An 18393-nucleotide genomic window follows, 5' to 3' on the forward strand; every position below is an offset into this window, starting at 1 on the left:
ACCTTTTCCAAAATTAGAAGATACCGAAACATTTGGTCATGTATCCTTCGTAGTCCGGAAGCATGGTATCCAGGTAAGAGCACGGATCACCAAAGTCCGGACCCCATCCGGAGACATCGTATACGTCGTAGTTTGCTTCATAACCATAGTTGCATAGTATCCTGCATAGTACCATCCATCCAGGTCTACGGCATCAACCAGATTGATCACAACTTTTCCGCCAAGGGCAGCCTCTACTGATTTCTTGTAGGAGTTTGCTTTGTTGGTGTAAACTTCTACTGCAGACGGATATGGATATTCCATCTGGATCGGGTTGCTCTCATCGATGGTGATGCCCTCTTCTGCGAGCTCCTCGATTGCGGTATTCAGTTCTTCTACTGCGTTTTCCGGATTGTACCATCCATCAAAGCCATCGCTGGTCTTGTTTTCGGCATCCCATACTTTGATCTTCACGCCGTCGGCGTCGATCTGTTTCTGTACGATTTCACCATAGTAGGTGCCTGCCGGGAAGGTTGTGTCGGTTCCGTTGATCTGAATGGTAGTGTCTTTTGACAGGCTTACGAAATATCCCGGGGTAAAGGTATTTCTAAGGGAAGTATACTTCAGATCCTCGCCAACCTGCTGTGCATTGTAAGCGCCACGATCTGCTGCAAAGCTGATCGCTCTTCTGAAGTGAACGTTCTGCAGTGCTTTGTTCGTTCTCTGGATTTCTTCGTCAGACTTTGTACTCTTTGCTGTTGTTCCGTCGTTGGCATTTGCAGTCGCAGTACGGTTGATATTGTAGAATGCCATGAAAGAAGTAGCATCGGTATCTGAAACTACTGCGTACTGGTCGTACAGACCTTCGGATTTTGCTGTCTCCATAGTGGAGGTGTTCAGGTTTACATAGTCAACGGTACCTGCTTTTGCATCTGTGTACATTTTGGTAACATCAGACTGGTCATTGAACAGCCAGGTCAGGGTTTTAATGTTTACGTTGTCTTTGTTCCAGTAAGAATCGCTCAGTTTAAATACGATGGTATTTTTCGCTGTAGCGTTGGTTACCAGGTACGGTCCGCAGTATGCGATCGAGTTGGAATCTTTTCCGTACTGATAATCTGCTGCGGAGGAATCGTACTCAGCACCAAATTTACCGCCCTGGGACTGATAGTAGCTTCTGCTCATCGGCATGAAGATGGTGTAGCCAAGCATGGTCATGAAGTAGCTGCATGGCTCTTCCAGTGTGTACTCTACGGTATAGTCATCAACAGCTTTTACACCAACCTCGTCGAAATCGGTAACTTCACGGCTGATGTACTGGGATACGTTTTTGATCACGCCCTGTACCAGGTATTCCAGACCGCCCTGTGCATCACACATATGCTGCATTCCGGCCACGAAGTCATCTGCTTTTACAGTATCCACTTCACGTCCCTGGGAATCGGTCCATTTTACATCTTTACGAAGGTGGAAGGTATAGGTCAGTCCGTCATCAGATACTTCATAGGATTCTGCCAGTGCCGGCTGCAGAGTTCCCTCTACATCGTACTCCATCAGTCCGTCATAGGTATTGATGATCGCATCGGTATCTGCCGCACGGGAAGTTGCAAGTCCGTCCCATGTTACCGGATCGCTCGCATACGGCATGGAGAAGCTGTCTTTTAAGGTGTAACCTTTTCCTGCCAGATATTCTTTTACCCAGCTCTCATAGGTTCCTGTTCCTTTAAGCTCATCCCATTTTGCTCTCATCTCTTGTAATCTTCTGCCTTGATAAAGTCAGTTGTTACAACATACTGATGATAACGGTCTTTATCGCTTCCCCAAAGGGTATAGTCCTTGGTGCGCGGAGCCATTCTGTACATCGCGTACGTACCACCTCTTGAGGTGAGCGGGTACATCATGGCGGACTCCATCAGTTTTCCCTCGGCAACTGCCATCAGGCATATCTCTCATCCACCGTTTCTGCTTCCTTTGCAGTAGCAAGTGCATCGTTGAAATCGCCCAGTGCCTCGTTATAGAGCTCTGTGCTGGTCTCATCGTATCCTTCCGGCATTTCGGACTCCTCTGCCTCGGCTTCGCTCTCACTGCTTGCAGATGCGCTTGCATTGCTTTCGGAAGATGCGCTGCTGCTTACGCTTACACTCTCATCCGCCGGATCAGAACTTCCGCTGCCGGAATTTCCACAGGCAACCAGGCTTGCAGTCATACTCATAACAAGTAATGCGCTTACAATTTTTCTTTTCATAATTTCTTCCTAACTCCTTTCATGGATTCGCGTTGTTTTTGCATCATCCGGACATTTACCGGAACGGCTTCGCCATTCCACCGTTTTTCATTTTGGCACTTTACCACATCAAAACGAATAGTACAAAAAGGAGATGCGTCCAACAAGATTTGTTTTCTTCATCCCTCATGCCCGTACATTTGTCCGTTTGTCCAAAAACAACTGGGTTCATTATAACCAGAACTCTCTCTGTTTGTCAATATCCGATGCAGGAGAAAAGTGTATAAACTGCATTTAAAGTCATCAAAATCCTCTATTTTCCTCTTTTTGGGTATTGTTCTGATGCTGTTTTTCTATTTTCCTGTATTCTTCGGTTTTATAATAAAAAAAGATTACACAAATAATTGTTTCTTTCCATTTGCGTTCTGCAGCACTGTCTTTTTGTATTTGTTTCAGATTTTGCTCCGGGAAAGAATCCTGCCGGACGCAAAAACAGACTTCTGAAAATCACATTTCTTCTTATTTAAGAGCGTCATACTGTTTTTTACTTTCGTTTTTTACTTTCGTTTTTTACTTTCGTTTCCTTCTTTTACAAAGCAAAGCCTTCCATGAAGACCGCTCACACCGAAATCACTTTCTTGTTACTGTTCACTCCGTTCTCAGTAACACGCTTCGCGATGCACAGAATTTATGCTAACCGCATAAATTCGCGCTGTATGTCTCGGGATTTTGACATATTCATGCCAAAACGCCTCGCGGGATAGTAGCGTGTGAACAGTAACACTTTCTTACTTTTTGTCTTCGACAGTCTCCGGACTATTGACATCAAAAAAAAATCCTGCTAATATTAATTTTAATAAGGAACCAGTGCAGTACACGGAAAACAGGCACCGCACGCGGCGTCTCTGATATCCTTGTCGGATACAGCAGACGCTTTTTTGCTTTCTTGTGTATCATCACTTCTGCATCCGTATCCGCACGAAAAGAAAAAAGGAGACTTCTTTTATGTATCTTTATAATTCTGCAACCCATAAAAAAGCTGAATTCCTGACACACACACCGGGCCGTGTAGAAATGTACACCTGCGGACCTACCGTTTATCATTTTGCGCACATCGGAAACCTGCGCAGTTATATTATGGAGGATGTCCTGGAAAAGGCACTCCGCTATGAAGGCTACGACGTCAACCGTGTCATGAACATCACCGATGTCGGCCATTTAAGCTCCGATGCGGACACCGGCGAGGACAAGATGGTCAAAGGTGCAAAGCGCGAGCACAAAACAGTCATGGAAATCGCACAGTATTACACCGATGCATTCTTTGCGGATTGCAAAAAGCTGAACATCAAGCGCCCGGATGTCGTACAGCCGGCAACGGGATGCATTGACGAATATATCAAAATCATTGAAAAACTGATGGACACCGGCTACGCTTACTTTGCCGGCGGAAATGTTTACTTTGACACCAGCCGTCTCGACCACTACTATGTGTTCAACGATCACGACGAGGATGACCTCGCGGTCGGTGTGCGTGAGGGCGTAGAGGAAGATACAAACAAACGCAACAAAAATGATTTCGTTCTCTGGTTTACGAAATCCAAATTTGAGAACCAGGCCTTGAAATGGGATTCCCCGTGGGGCGTCGGTTATCCGGGATGGCACATCGAGTGCTCCGGTATCTCCATGAAATACAATGGCGAATACCTTGACCTGCACTGCGGCGGCGTAGACAATGCATTCCCGCACCACACGAACGAGATCGCACAGTCCGAAAGCTACCTCGGCCACGCCTGGTGCCCGCAGTGGTTCCATGTGCATCACCTGAATACATCGACTGGAAAGATGTCGAAATCGAAAGGTGAGTTTTTAACCGTTTCTCTTCTTGAGGAAAAAGGTTATGATCCTCTCGTCTACCGTTTCTTCTGCCTCCAGTCCCATTACCGTAAGGCGCTTGTCTTCACCTGGGAAAACCTGGACAACGCCAAAATTGCCTACGACAAGCTGATCGCCCGCATCGCCGCTTTAGACCCGAAAGACGGACCGGCCGAGGAAGCTTCTATGACTGCTTTAAAAGAGAAATTCCAGAAAGCGCTCGATGCCGACCTCAACACCTCGCTTGCCATCACAACGCTGTACGATGTGTTAAAAGCAGACATGCATGATGCTGCAAAGCTGGCGCTTCTCGACAGTTTCGATCAGGTACTCGGTCTTTCCCTTCTCGCTCATGCAGATGCGAAGAGAAAAGAGGCTGCAAAGACAACTTCTGCTTCCACCGCGTCCGGCTATCAGATTACCGGCGAAGGAGATCCGGAAATTGATGCTCTTGTTCTGAAACGATATGAGCAAAAAAAGCCAAAAACTTTGCAGAAGCAGATAAAATCCGCGATGACCTGAAATCCCAGGGCATTGAAGTTGCTGATGTACGCGGCGGAGCCGTCTGGAAACGGATCTGATCTGCACGAAAGAGGAACTCTGATTTTCTTCTTCATTTCCTACGAAGGAAACAGGGAATTTCATGTGCTGAAAGCAACAACCGACCAGTATATTACCTGTGAAAACGCGGCTGCACTTTCTATTAAACTTCTTCCAAAGAGAACTGCTCTGATGCGGCAGTTCTCTTTTTTATGCTTTTTCACCTGCTGCTTGCGGCTTCCTTCGGATGCAGGGCATCGAAAAAAAGACGGCATCCATTTTCCGGATACCGCCTTTTTTGTTTCTTTCGGATGGCTGTTTCTTTATTTAATAATACGAACCCTTAACACGCCGTCTACTGCTTCCAGCGCTTTTACGATCTCTTCTGTTGCTTCGCTTTCCAGATCCATCATGGTGTAAGCGTAATCGCCTTTACCTTTGTTTGTCATGTCGCTAATGTTGACACCGGCGTTACCCATAACGGTGGTAAATGCACCCAGCATACCAGGAATATTCTTATGGCAGATGGTCACACGGCCTGCTCCTGTGCATACACCCATATCACAGTTCGGGAAGTTGACGGAGTTTTTGATGTTTCCGTTCTCCAGAAAATCACGGATTTCTTTAACTGCCATGACAGCACAGTTATCTTCGGATTCTTTGGTCGATGCTCCAAGATGCGGAGTAACGATGGTTCCCTCTGCGCCGACTACCTCGGGTTCGCAAAGTCAGTCACATATTTTTTCATTTTTCCGGCCTTTAATGCTTCCAGAACAGCATCCTCATCAACCAGGAGGTCTCTTGCATAGTTCAGAAGAACCACGCCGTCTTTCATCTCATCGATCGCTGCCTTGTTAATCATACCTTTTGTGCTGTCCATCAGCGGAACATGGATGGTGATATAATCGCAGGTACGGTAGATATCTTCCACGTTCTGGATATGATGAATGTCACGGGACAGATTCCATGCCGCATCGACAGAAATGTACGGATCGTATCCGTATACTTCCATGCCAAGATGGGTTGCTGCATTTGCTACAAGCTGACCGATCGCGCCAAGTCCGATGATACCGAGCTTCTTTCCGCTGATCTCACAGCCGGCAAATTTCTTTTTCTGTTTTTCTGCTGTCTTTGCAATGTCGCCGTCTTCTTTGTCGCTCTTCACCCACTCAATACCGCCTGCGATATCGCGGGATGCAAGCAGCATGCCGGCAAGCACCAGCTCTTTGACGCCATTTGCATTGGCTCCCGGTGTGTTGAATACAACGATACCCTGCTCTGCGCAGTCGGCAAGCGGAATGTTATTGACACCGGCTCCTGCTCTTGCTACGGCAAGAATACTTTTCGGCAGCTCCATACCGTGCATGGCTGCACTTCTGACGAGAACCGCATCGGCTCCCTCCAGGCTTTCACTCTGCTGATAGTTTTCATTAAAATTTGCAAGGCCTACGCCTGCAATCGGATTTAAGCAATGATACTGAAACATTAGAGATTTTCCTCCTCGAACTTTTTCATGAAGGCTACGAGTGCTTCTACGCCTTCTTTCGACATTGCATTGTAGATGCTTGCACGCATACCGCCGACGGTACGGTGACCTTTCAGGTTCTCAAGTCCGGCTTCTTTGGACTCTTTGACGAATTTGGCATCCAGATCTGCATTTCCGGTGATAAACGGAACGTTCATCAGAGAACGGTCTTCCGGTACAACGGTTCCTTTGAAGAGCTTGCTCTGATCCAGGAAATCATACAGCAGTTTTGCTTTTTCTTCGTTGCGCTGTTTCATGACTTCCAGTCCGCCCATTTTCTTCAGCCATTTGAACACTTTGCCGCACATGTAGATGCAGTAGCAGTTCGGCGTGTTATACAGAGAGCCGGCATCTGCATGCGTTTTAAATTTCATCATGGTCGGTGTTCCCGGCAGGACATCGTCGGTAATCAGATCGTCACGGACAATGGAGATGACCATTCCGGCAGGTCCGATGTTTTTCTGGACACCGCCGTAGATGATGCCGTAATCGGAGACATTAACAGGTTCGGAGAGGAAACAGGAGGAGACATCTGCCACCAGGGTTTTGCCCTTGGTATTCGGCAGTTTTTTGTATTTGGTTCCGTAAATGGTGTTGTTTTCACAGATATAAACATAATCGGCATCCGGGCTGATCGGAAGATCGCTGCAGTCCGGGATGTAGGAAAATGTTTTATCCTCAGAGGAGGCAATTTTGTTTGCCTTTCCGTATTTCTGCGCCTCTGCATATGCTTTCTTTGCCCACTGTCCCGTTACGATGTAATCAGCGACACCGTTTTTCATCAGGTTCATCGGAATCATGGAAAACTGCAGGGAGGCACCGCCCTGAAGAAACAGAACTTTGTAATTTGACGGAATTCCCATCAGGTCACGAGGTCTGCTTCTGCCTCATCGATGATATTCTGGAATACTTTGGAACGGTGGCTCATCTCCATGACGGACATGCCGCATCCGCGGTAATCCAGCATTTCCTCCTGGGCTTCTTTCAACACTTCCTCTGGCAGAACTGCCGGTCCTGCGGAAAAATTATAAACTCTGCTCATTTTTCATCCTCCTGTTTCTCTTGCTACTTTATATTACTGGAAAACCACCGTTCCTATGCCGGTGGTTTTCCTTGTAATCGTTTGTACCTGTATTGCAGTTTTTCTTACAAGTCTGCAATTCATATGGTAATACGGTATTACTTTACCACGTTGAAACTATGATACCTCTTTGTTAGAAATATGTCAATCCTTTTCTTGTTCCTTTTTTGCCAGATCCTCTGCATCGAAGACATCCTCAATCGGTGCTCCGGCCGGAACCATCGGGAATACTTTTTCATCGCAGTCGATCCATACGTCGATCAGTGCCGGTTTTCCGCTCGCAATCGCCTCACGGATGGCAGGTCCCATCTCCTCTTTCTTCGTCACGCGGATGCCCTTTACGCCGAGCGCCTCAGCAACCTTGACAAAGTCCGCCTGATCCTGCAGAACAGTGTTGGAATACCGTTTTCCATAGAACAGTGTCTGCCACTGGCGTACCATACCGAGTACATGGTTGTTGACAACGACTTCGATCACCGGAATGTTGTGTCTCGAAAGGGTTGCCAGTTCGTTCATATTCATGCGGAAGCAGCCGTCGCCTGCGATGTTGATAACGGTTTTGTCCGGGCGTCCCATTTTGGCGCCCATGGCAGCTCCAAGACCGAATCCCATGGTTCCAAGACCGCCGGAGGTTAAAAGGGTTCTCGGGCTCGTATACCGATAATACTGCGCCGCCCACATCTGATGCTGTCCGACATCGGTCGTGATGACAGCCTGGCCGTCGGTTGCCTTATAGATCTCCTCGATCACGAACGGTCCGGTAAGGCCTTCTTCATGCTTTAACGGGAATTTTTCTTTCATTGCCTCGATTTCGGCAATCCACTCGTCATGATGCATCGGCTCCAGCTTCGCATTCAGGCGTTTTAAGACTTCTTTGACGTCTCCGATGATGCTCGACTCGACAACAACATTCTTGTTGATTTCTGCCGCATCTACATCGATCTGAACGATTTTTGCATTGTTTGCAAATTTTGCGGCGTTTCCGGTGACACGATCGGAAAATCTTGCACCGAGCACGATCAGCAGGTCGCACTTCGTCACGCCATAGTTCGATGTTTTTGTTCCGTGCATACCGAGCATGCCGGTGTACAGCTTATCGGTTCCCGGGAAAGCGCCTTTTCCCATCAGGGTATCGCAGACCGGCGCCTGTATATGGTGTGCCAGTTCACGCACTTCCTCGGCCGCACCTGAGATGATGCTGCCGCCGCCCACGAAAATATACGGTTTTTTCGACTCCCGAATCAGAGATACAACGTGATCCAGTCCTTCTTCTGTGATTTTTTCGATAGACGGTGCGATTGCTTCCGGTGTCTTTGGCTCATATTCATACGTTGCCGCCGTGACATCTTTCGTGATATCCACCAGAACCGGGCCCGGTCTTCCGCTCTTTGCAATCGAAAACGCACGGCGCAGCGTGTCTGCGAGAACCGTGATATCTTTTACAATCACGCTGTATTTTGTGATCGGCATCGCAACGCCTGCAATGTCAATCTCCTGAAAGCTGTCTTTTCCAAGCAGTGCCTTTCCTACGTTGCAGGTGATGGCTACCATCGGGGTGGAATCCATGTAGGCAGTTGCAATTCCAGTGACAAGATTTGTCGCACCAGGGCCGCTTGTTGCCATACATACGCCTGTTTTTCCGGTCGCACGCGCATACCCGTCTGCCGCATGGGCAGCACCCTGCTCGTGGGAGGTCAGGATGTGGTGGATTTCCGGATGACGGTAAAGCTCATCATAGATATTCAAAATCGTTCCCCCCGGATAGCCGAACACGGTGTCCACGCCCTGCTCCTTCAGGCACTCAATAACAATCTGTGATCCAGTTAATTCCATGTCTGTATGATTCCTTCCTTATCTTTTGGCTTTGTGTATGAAATCAGCCATCCGATGAAAATGCACGTTCGGACGGCTGATATGATTTTTTTCTATTAGAACTCCAGAATGGCTCCCTTATTTGCGCTGGAAACCATCTTTGCGTAGCGTTTCAGATAGCCTGTGGTTACTTTCGGCTCTCTCGGAGTCCATGCAGCTTTTCTGCGTGCCAGCTCTTCATCCGATACGGCAAGCTCCAGCTTGTGCTCTGGAATATTGATGCGGATCAGGTCGCCTTCCTCAACGAGCGCGATCGGACCGCCTTCTGCTGCCTCAGGGCTGACATGACCGATGGATGCACCGCGGGATGCGCCGGAGAAACGGCCGTCTGTAATCAGAGCTACGGAAGAGCCAAGTCCCATACCTGCAATCGCAGAGGTCGGATTCAGCATCTCACGCATACCAGGGCCTCCCTTTGGTCCCTCATAACGGATGACAACAACGTCGCCTGCCACAATCTTGCCGCCGCGGATTGCCTCGATGGCATCCTCCTCACAGTCGAAGACTCTGGCCGGTCCTTCGTGAACCTGCATCTCCGGTACAACGGCAGAACGTTTGACGACTGCGGTATCCGGTGCCAGGTTTCCTTTCAGGACAGCAATACCGCCGGTCTTGCTGTATGGATTTTCTACCGGACGGATGATCTCCGGGTTTTTGTTGACACAGCCTTTGATATTCTCGCCAACGGTCTTTCCGGTTGCGGTCATGCACTCGGTGTGCAGAAGTCCCAGTTTATTCAGCTCGTTCATAACGGCATAAACACCGCCGGCCTCGTTCAGCTCCTCAATGTAGTGGTATCCTGCCGGAGCCAGATGGCAGAGGTTCGGGGTCTTCTCACTGATGGCATTTGCCATCTCCGGATTCAGCTCTACGCCTGCCTCATGCGCGATGGCCGGCAGATGCAGCATACTGTTGGTGGAACATCCAAGTGCCATATCGACGGTCAACGCATTTAAGAATGCTTCTTTTGTCATAATGTCTCTTGGACGGATATTCTGTTTTAACAGCTCCATAACCTGCATACCGGCTCTCTTGGCCAGGCGCAGACGCTCGGAATATACGGCCGGAATCGTTCCGTTTCCTTTCAAGCCCATGCCGAGAACCTCGGTCAGACAGTTCATGCTGTTTGCCGTGTACATACCGGAGCAGGAACCGCAGGTCGGGCATGCATTGCACTCAAAATCATAAACATCTTCCTCTGTCATAGTTCCGGCTGCGTAGGATCCAACCGCCTCGAACATGCTGGAAAGACTTCTCTTCTCACCTTTTACATGGCCGGCAAGCATCGGACCGCCGCTGACAAATACGGTCGGAACATTGACTCTTGCTGCTGCCATCAAAAGGCCAGGTACGTTCTTATCACAGTTCGGGATACATACCAGTGCATCAAACTGGTGAGCCATTGCCATACACTCGGTGGAATCGGCGATCAGGTCACGGGTAACGAGGGAATATTTCATTCCGATGTGGCCCATGGCAATACCGTCACAGACTGCAATGGCCGGGAACACGATCGGTGTTCCGCCTGCCATGGCAACGCCCATTTTTACAGCTTCTGTAATTTTATCCAGGTTCATATGACCCGGTACGATCTCATTGTAGGAGCTTACAATTCCTACGAGCGGTTTTTTCATTTCTTCTTCGGTCAGACCCAGCGCACGCATCAGAGAACGCTGTGGCGCCTGTGCGATTCCTTTTTTTACAGCATCACTTCTCATGATTTTTTCCTCTTTTCTTATCTTACAGTTTTATGCCAGTGCTTTTACCAGCAGATCTCCCATTTCGGATGTAGATACCTGGGTACATCCCTCAGACATAATGTCTACGGTGCGGTATCCGTCTTTTAAAATTTTCTGTACAGCATTTTCGACTGCCTCTGCCTCCTGATCGAGATCCAGGGAATAGCGGAGCATCATGGCTGCGGACAGAACCGTTGCAATCGGGTTTGCGATGTTCTTTCCTGCGATGTCCGGTGCAGAGCCGTGGCTTGGCTCGTACAGACCAAATTTTGTCTCGTTCAGGCTGGCGGAAGAAAGCATTCCGATCGAGCCTGCTACCATACTTGCCTCATCGGAAAGAATATCTCCGAACATGTTCTCGGTCAGAACGACGTCAAACTGGCACGGATTGTGGACGATCTGCATCGCACAGTTGTCGACCAGCATATGCTCTAAGGTAACTTCCGGGTAATCTTTTGCAACATCCTCTACCACGGATCTCCACAGACGGGAGGAATCGAGAACGTTTGCTTTATCTACACTCGTTACTTTTTTCTTTCTCTTCATGGCGATGTCGAATGCACGGATTGCAATGCGGCGGATTTCGGTCTCGCTGTAGGTCAGCGTATCGGTTGCTTTCCGGATGCCGTTTTCTTCTACAGTGCTGCGCTCTCCAAAGTACAGGCCGCCGGTCAGCTCACGCATAATCAGCATGTCGAAGCCCTCGCCGATGATCTCTTCTTTTAACGGGCAGGCATCTTTCAATTCCTGATACAGGTAAGCCGGACGCAGGTTTGCAAACAGACCTAACGATTTCCGGATTTTTAAGAGTCCTGCCTCCGGGCGCTTGTCCGGGCTTAATTTGTACCATGGGGATGTTTTTGCATCTCCTCCGATGGAGCCCATCAGACAGCGTCGCATTTCTTTGCTTCTTCTATGGTTTCATCTGTCAGCGGCACGCCGTGCACATCAATGGAGCTCCGCCCAGCAGAAGGTTGGTATATTCAAACTTATGTCCATATTTCTCGCAGACAGCGTCCAGAACTTTTTTTGCTTCCTTTACAATTTCCGGTCCGATTCCGTCACCGTGAATTAATCCAATACGGTATTCCATATCTTTCTCCCTCTTTTCTTCCGGCTGAAAAACCGTTCTATTTTCTCTGCGTCTATAGCATTTCTAAATTATACGCCATTTTTCCAGTAATTTCAACACGAAATTTCTTTGCATCGGACGAAACGCAATAATCTTTTTGCTTTTTTGCCATTTAAAAGAAAAATACGCGGCATTTTTCCCCGTTTTCGCCGTGTTCCGCCGAAGAAGTTTCGGGGGCGAAAAAAACGCAGGCATTCGTTCTTTTTGAATACCTGCGTTTTTCCTGCTTTTCGCCGTGTGAAATTATTTTTTCTTTTCTGTTTTCTCTTCAACGACTGCTGTCTCCGGTTTTTCAACCTCTGTGATGGCTGTTTTGCGCATCGGGATACGGCAGTTTTTGTTGTTTCCGAACTCTACGATGACATCGTCGTCTGTGATATCGATGACTACGCCGTAGAAACCGCTTGTTGTGATGACTGCATCGCCGACTGCGAGGTCATTCAGCATTGCCTGCAGTTTTTTCTGCTCTTTCTTCTGCGGGCGGATCATTAAGAAATACATCATACCGAACATGATGACCAGCCACATAATTAACATACCAGTGCTCATCACACCGCTGTTTGCTGCTGTTGTTGTTGCTAAAAACATTTTCTTTCCTCCTGTTATTCGAGAGTACATCCCGTTCTTTAGACACACCTATCATAATACACAATCCGGAACCGATGGGCAAGTCTTTTTCGGATATTTTCCAAAGATTTCATACTTTCCCGCTTACTTTTTGTCGTATTCCTCAAATCCTGCGAGTTTTGCCCGTTTGTAGGAAGCAAAGCTGCCCTCGTCCAGTGCGGTCCGGATTTCTGTCATCATATTATTGTAGAAATACAGGTTGTGCAGAACACAGAGACGCATGCCGAGCATTTCTTTTGCTTTCAGCAGATGACGGATGTAGGCTCTGCTGTAATGACGGCACGCCGGGCACTGGCAGCCTTCCTCAATCGGACGCGGATCCAGCTCGTATTTCTGATTGAACAGGTTCATTTTTCCATGGTTTGTGTAAACGTGGCCGTGACGTCCGTTCCGGCTCGGGTATACGCAGTCGAAGAAATCGATGCCGCGCTCTACGCCCTCGAGAATATTTGCCGGCGTTCCAACGCCCATCAGATACGTCGGTTTGTCTTTCGGCAGGTACGGAACCACTTCGTCAAGAATATGATACATCTCCTCATGGCTTTCTCCTACTGCCAGTCCGCCGACCGCATAACCGTCGAGATCCATCTCGGAAATCCGTTTTGCATGGTCAATGCGGATATCCTCATAAATCGCACCCTGGTTGATTCCGAACAGAAGCTGATGTTTGTTGATCGTGTCTTCCCGCTGGTTCAGCTCCTGCATCTTATTTTTGCATCGCTGCAGCCATCTCGCCGTGCGGTCGACAGAGTTTTGCACATAACGGCGCTCTGCCACACTCGACGGGCACTCGTCGAAAGCCATCGCGATGGTTGAAGCCAGGTTGGACTGGATCTGCATACTCTCCTCCGGTCCCATAAAGATCTTTCTTCCATCTACATGCGAGTGGAAATAGACACCCTCCTCCTTGATTTTCCGAAGGCCTGCCAGAGAAAACACCTGGAATCCGCCGGAATCGGTCAGGATCGGTTTGTCCCAGACCATGAATTTGTGGAGTCCGCCCATCTTCTTTACGACTTCATCTCCCGGGCGCACATGGAGGTGATACGTATTGGAAAGTTCTACCTGCGTGCCGATCTGCTGGAGATCTTCGGTGGAAACAGCTCCCTTGATTGCTGCTGCAGTTCCGACATTCATGAATACCGGCGTTTCGATATTGCCGTGCACGGTTTCCATATGGGCGCGCTTCGCTCTTCCTTCCATTTTCAGAATTTTATACATAACGCTTTTCATCCTTTCTCAATGATCCCTGCCTCCTGTTTTCATGCAGGGCATACTATTTTTAGTATACAGGCAAAATCTGTTTTTGACAATGCCTGAATTTTCTTTTTTCTCTCTTTTTTCTTTCCCGCTTTCTCCATTTTTCACAAGGACTTTATACTTTTTTCATAAGACATCGCCTTTTTTCCAATTGTATTCCTTATTTTTTGTCGTATAATGTGTTGAGATTGTTTCTTATTATAAAAGGAGTTTGATTCATGACTGATAAAAAATATACTCTCGGAATCGACATCGGTTCCACTACTGTTAAAATTGCGATCCTCGACGAAGAGAACCAGCTTCTTTTTGCCGATTACGAGCGCCATTTTGCAAACATCCAGGAAACACTTGCCCATCTGCTCGGGGAAGCCCACGAAAAACTGGGCGAACTTACCCTGCAGCCCGTCATCACCGGTTCCGGCGGACTCGCGCTTGCCAACCATCTTGGCATTCCGTTCACGCAGGAGGTTATCGCAGTTTCCACATCGTTAAAAGCGCTGGCTCCGCAGACCGACGTTGCCATCGAGCTCGGCGGCGAGGATGCCAAAATCATCTATTTTGAAGGCGGCAATGTCGAACAGCGTATGAACGGTATCTGCGCCGGCGGTACCGGTTCGTTCATCGACCAGATGGCTTCTCTTCTGCAGACCGATGCAACCGGCCTGAATGAGTATGCGAAACATTACCAGGCCATCTACCCGATCGCTGCCCGCTGCGGTGTATTCGCAAAAACGGATATCCAGCCGCTCATCAACGACGGTGCAACAAAAGAGGATCTTGCCGCTTCTATTTTCCAGGCAGTCGTCAACCAGACCATTTCCGGTCTTGCCTGCGGTAAACCAATCCGCGGCCACGTTGCCTTCCTTGGCGGCCCGCTGCACTTCCTCTCGGAATTAAAGACAGCGTTCGTCCGTACCTTAAAGCTGGATGACGAGCACGCGATCGTGCCGAACAACTCTCATCTGTTTGCAGCCATCGGTTCTGCAATGAATGCAGAGGGAAAGACCGAGGTTTCTCTTCTCGCGCTGAAAAAACGGCTCGAAGAAAAAGTAGCCATCGATTTTGAGGTTGCCCGTCTCGAACCGCTGTTTAAAGACCAGGAGGAGTACGATGCATTCCTGGCCCGCCAGAGCGTCAACAATGTTGTAACGGCTGATCTTTCCACTTACGAAGGAAACTGCTATCTCGGAATCGATGCCGGTTCCACAACCACAAAAGCTGCACTCGTTGGTGAGGATGGCGCTCTTCTGTATTCCTTCTACAGCAACAACCACGGAAATCCGCTCGGCACCTCGATCCGCGCGATCCAGGAAATCTACTCCAAACTGCCGGATTCCGCACAGATCGCCTGGTCCTGTTCCACCGGTTACGGCGAAGCACTCATCAAAGCTGCGCTGATGCTGGACGAGGGTGAGGTTGAAACGATTTCTCATTACTATGCCGCAGCATTCTTCGATCCGGAAGTCGACTGTATTCTCGACATCGGCGGTCAGGATATGAAATGTATCAAGATCAAAAACGGCACTGTAGACAGCGTACAGCTCAATGAAGCATGTTCCTCCGGCTGCGGTTCCTTTATCGAAACCTTCGCGCAGTCCCTGAACTACAGTGTACAGGATTTTGCACACGAAGCACTGTTCGCAAAACACCCGATCGATCTTGGTACCCGCTGTACCGTATTTATGAATTCCAAGGTAAAACAGGCACAGAAAGAAGGCGCATCCGTTGCTGATATTTCCGCCGGACTTGCCTGCTCCGTCATCAAAAACGCATTATATAAGGTAATTAAAGTTTCCGATGCCACCGAGCTGGGACGCCACATCGTTGTACAGGGCGGTACGTTCTACAACGATGCCGTTCTTCGAAGCTTTGAGCGGATCGCCAACTGCGAAGCCATCCGCCCGGACATCGCCGGCATTATGGGTGCGTTCGGTGCGGCGCTGATCGCAAGAGAGCGCTATTCGGCAGATCAGGAGACTACGATGCTCTCCATCGAAAAGATCAATGAACTGAAATACTCGACTACGATGGCAAACTGCAAGGGCTGTACGAACAGCTGCCGTCTGACCATCAACAAATTCTCCGGCGGCCGTCAGTACATCAGCGGAAACCGCTGCGAGCGCGGTATCGGAAAAGAGAAAAACAAGGATCATATTCCGAACCTGTTCGAATACAAATACAAACGAATCTTCGGCTACCAGCCGCTGCCGCAGGATGAAGCAATCCGCGGAGAGGTCGGCATTCCGAGAGTCCTCAATATGTTCGAGAACTATCCGTTCTGGTACACCTTCTTCACGCAGCTGAAATACCGCGTGGTACTCTCCCCGACTTCAAGCCGCAAGATTTATGAGCTCGGCATCGAATCGATCCCGAGTGAATCCGAGTGTTACCCGGCGAAACTGGCTCACGGCCATGTGACCTGGCTCTTACGCCACGGCGTAAAATTCATCTTCTATCCGTGTATCCCGTACGAGCGTACCGAGTTCCCGGAGGCCATCAACCACTATAACTGCCCGATCGTTACTTCCTACGCGGAGAACATCAAAAACAACGTGGATGAGCTCCAGGACGACTCCATCACATTCCGCAATCCGTTCCTCGCATTTACGAGTGAAAAGGTTCTCGCCGACGGCCTGGCAAAAGAATTTTCCGGCCTGCCGGAGGATGAGGTCCGCGCCGCTGTCCATGCCGGATGGGAGGAGCTCGCCGCTGCAAGACGTGATATGCAGAAAAAAGGGGAAGAGACGCTGCAGTATATGAAAGAAACCGGCCGCAGAGGTATCGTGCTTGCCGGAAGACCGTACCACATCGATCCGGAAATTCATCATGGTATTCCGGATATGATTAACTCCTACGGTCTGTGCGTTTTAACAGAGGACTCTGTTTCCCATCTTGCACCGCTCGAGCGCCCGCTTCGTGTCAATGACCAGTGGATGTATCACACCCGTCTGTATGCGGCTGCAAACTACGTAAAGACACGCGATGATCTTGACCTGATCCAGCTGAACTCGTTCGGCTGCGGTCTGGATGCCGTTACAACCGATCAGGTTTACGAAATTCTGACCAGAAGCGGTAAAATTTATACCTGCCTGAAGATCGATGAGGTCAACAACCTCGGCGCTGCCAGAATCCGTGTCCGTTCTCTGCTCGCCGCTCTGCGTGCACATGACCGCAAACAGGCGGTACGTGAAATTGTTCCATCCTCGATCCAGAAGCCGGTCTTCACAAAAGAGATGCGCAAAGATTACACGATCCTCTGCCCGCAGATGTCACCGATCCACTTCTCGATTCTGCAGCCTGCATTCAATGCTGCCGGATACCATCTGGAAGTGCTTCCAAATGACAACAAAGAGGCGGTTGATGTCGGCCTGAAATACGTAAATAACGATGCCTGCTATCCGTCTCTGATGGTAGTCGGACAGATTATGCAGGCTCTGCTCTCCGGCAAGTATGACCTGAATAAAGTAGCCGTCATCATGAGCCAGACCGGCGGCGGCTGCCGTGCATCAAACTATATCGGATTTATTCGCCGTGCACTGGAGAAGGCCGATATGACGCAGATTCCGGTCATCTCGATTAACTTAAGCGGTCTGGAAGAAAATCCGGGCTTTAAGATTACACCGGATCTTGCGATTCGTCTCTGCTATGCAGCGGAGTTCGGTGATATCATGATGAAATGTATCTACCGGATGCGTCCTTATGAGCAGAAGAAGGGAACGACAGACCGGATTCACAAAAAATGGGAGAAAATCTGTATTGATTTCATTTCTTCCAAACACCTGAGCCATACCCGGTTTAAACAGATCTGCCGCACGATGATCCGCGACTTTGACCATATTCCGATTACGAACGAGAAAAAACCGCGTGTCGGTATTGTCGGCGAGATTCTGGTTAAGTTCCTTCCGGCGGCCAATAACCATCTGGCGGAGCTTCTCGAAAGCGAAGGCGCCGAGCCGGTTGTGCCGGATCTGATCGATTTCTTCTGCTATTGCTTCTACAATACGAATTTCAAGGTAGAGCACCTTGGATTCAAGAAGAGCTCTTCGATGCTCGGAAATACGGGCATTAAGCTGATCAACTGGCTGCGGAGCGCGGCAGTTGCAGAGTTCAAGAAGAGCGAACACTTTGATCCGCCGGCTGATGTACGGGATCTGGCGAAGTATGCTTCTCCGATTGTTTCCTGCGGTAACCAGACAGGTGAGGGATGGTTCCTGACAGGCGAGATGATGGAGCTGATTCACAGCGACGTTTACAATATCGTCTGCATCCAGCCGTTTGCGTGCCTGCCGAATCATATTGTCGGTAAAGGTGTTATTAAGGCGATCCGCAAGGAGTATCCGAAGGCAAATATCGTGGCCGTTGACTACGATCCAGGCGCTTCGGAGGTGAACCAGCTGAACCGTATTAAGCTGATGCTTTCTACCGCAAATAAGAATCTGAAACAGGAATCTGGCGGAGAGAAAGACGCATAAGAAGTTACATACTGATTTTTCTATTCCGATATTTAAAAAAGCTCCTGTCCGGAAAACAGTTTTTTCTGTT

General features: G+C 48.9%; 8 protein-coding genes and 4 pseudogenes. 2 read left to right on the forward strand and 10 right to left on the reverse strand.

The window, feature by feature from the left end:
• Window positions 1-36: 36 nt before the first annotated feature.
• The 3 genes from DWZ60_RS14860 to DWZ60_RS18460 are packed head-to-tail and all read right to left on the reverse strand — an operon-like array spanning window position 37 to window position 2224.
• A complete protein-coding gene (locus tag DWZ60_RS14860) occupies window positions 37-1728 on the reverse strand; it encodes an ABC transporter substrate-binding protein (protein ID WP_243038356.1) in 1692 nt (563 codons plus the stop codon).
• Window positions 1725-1916, reverse strand: a complete 192-nt coding sequence (locus tag DWZ60_RS18455) for a hypothetical protein (protein ID WP_243038357.1) — start codon at window positions 1914-1916, stop codon at window positions 1725-1727. The genes DWZ60_RS14860 and DWZ60_RS18455 overlap by 4 nt, the downstream gene beginning before the upstream one ends.
• Window positions 1916-2224, reverse strand: coding sequence for a hypothetical protein (locus DWZ60_RS18460; RefSeq protein ID WP_243038358.1), 309 nt, complete (start codon window positions 2222-2224; stop codon window positions 1916-1918). Before DWZ60_RS18460 ends, DWZ60_RS18455 begins: the two co-directional genes overlap by 1 nt.
• Before the next feature lie 984 nt (window positions 2225-3208).
• Between DWZ60_RS18460 and cysS the strand changes: the two are divergent.
• A pseudogene (gene cysS, locus DWZ60_RS14865) lies at window positions 3209-4656 on the forward strand (cysteine--tRNA ligase).
• Between the two features lie 282 nt (window positions 4657-4938).
• Here cysS and DWZ60_RS14870 read toward each other — a convergent pair.
• The 7 genes and pseudogenes from DWZ60_RS14870 to tgt all read right to left on the reverse strand — a co-directional run bounded on the left by DWZ60_RS14870 (window position 4939) and on the right by tgt (window position 13812).
• Window positions 4939-6101, reverse strand: a pseudogene (locus tag DWZ60_RS14870) (phosphoglycerate dehydrogenase).
• Window positions 6101-7182 (reverse strand): annotated as a pseudogene (gene serC / locus DWZ60_RS14875) (3-phosphoserine/phosphohydroxythreonine transaminase). The pseudogenes DWZ60_RS14870 and serC overlap by 1 nt, the downstream one beginning before the upstream one ends.
• 183 nt (window positions 7183-7365) lie before the next feature.
• A complete protein-coding gene (gene ilvB / locus DWZ60_RS14880; protein WP_118600476.1) occupies window positions 7366-9054 on the reverse strand; it encodes a biosynthetic-type acetolactate synthase large subunit in 1689 nt (562 codons plus the stop codon).
• A 95-nt stretch (window positions 9055-9149) separates the two neighbouring features.
• The gene (gene ilvD / locus DWZ60_RS14885; RefSeq protein WP_117801682.1) at window positions 9150-10811 is read right to left on the reverse strand and encodes a dihydroxy-acid dehydratase; all 1662 of its coding nucleotides are present in this window, start codon (window positions 10809-10811) and stop codon (window positions 9150-9152) included.
• 30 nt (window positions 10812-10841) lie between these two features.
• Window positions 10842-11925, reverse strand: a pseudogene (gene leuB / locus DWZ60_RS14890) (3-isopropylmalate dehydrogenase).
• Window positions 11926-12207: 282 nt separating this feature from the next.
• Window positions 12208-12552, reverse strand: a complete 345-nt coding sequence (gene yajC / locus DWZ60_RS14900; protein WP_117509198.1) for a preprotein translocase subunit YajC — start codon at window positions 12550-12552, stop codon at window positions 12208-12210.
• A 123-nt stretch (window positions 12553-12675) separates the two neighbouring features.
• Complete coding sequence (tgt, locus tag DWZ60_RS14905) at window positions 12676-13812, reverse strand: tRNA guanosine(34) transglycosylase Tgt (protein WP_055265484.1); 1137 nt, start codon at window positions 13810-13812, stop codon at window positions 12676-12678.
• A gap of 257 nt (window positions 13813-14069) precedes the next feature.
• Between tgt and DWZ60_RS14910 the strand changes: the two genes are divergently transcribed.
• Window positions 14070-18323: a 2-hydroxyacyl-CoA dehydratase gene (locus tag DWZ60_RS14910; RefSeq protein WP_117804394.1), complete on the forward strand. Its 4254-nt coding sequence runs from the start codon at window positions 14070-14072 to the stop codon at window positions 18321-18323.
• Window positions 18324-18393 lie beyond the last annotated feature (70 nt).

Source organism: Blautia sp. AF34-10, assembly GCF_003477865.1.
Taxonomy (GTDB): Bacteria; Bacillota; Clostridia; order Lachnospirales; family Lachnospiraceae; genus Fusicatenibacter; species Fusicatenibacter saccharivorans.

Bases quoted from the DNA above. Each gene is read 5' to 3' on its own strand.
- DWZ60_RS14860 (WP_243038356.1), bottom strand. From the start codon at position 1,728: ATGAGAGCAAAATGGGATGAGCTTAAAGGAACAGGAACCTATGAGAGC.
- yajC (WP_117509198.1), bottom strand. From the start codon at position 12,552: ATGTTTTTAGCAACAACAACAGCAGCAAACAGCGGTGTGATGAGCACT.
- DWZ60_RS14910 (WP_117804394.1), top strand. From the start codon at position 14,070: ATGACTGATAAAAAATATACTCTCGGAATCGACATCGGTTCCACTACT.
- ilvB (WP_118600476.1), bottom strand. From the start codon at position 9,054: ATGGAATTAACTGGATCACAGATTGTTATTGAGTGCCTGAAGGAGCAG.
- DWZ60_RS18455 (WP_243038357.1), bottom strand. From the start codon at position 1,916: ATGGCAGTTGCCGAGGGAAAACTGATGGAGTCCGCCATGATGTACCCG.
- tgt (WP_055265484.1), bottom strand. From the start codon at position 13,812: ATGTATAAAATTCTGAAAATGGAAGGAAGAGCGAAGCGCGCCCATATG.
- DWZ60_RS18460 (WP_243038358.1), bottom strand. From the start codon at position 2,224: ATGAAAAGAAAAATTGTAAGCGCATTACTTGTTATGAGTATGACTGCA.
- ilvD (WP_117801682.1), bottom strand. From the start codon at position 10,811: ATGAGAAGTGATGCTGTAAAAAAAGGAATCGCACAGGCGCCACAGCGT.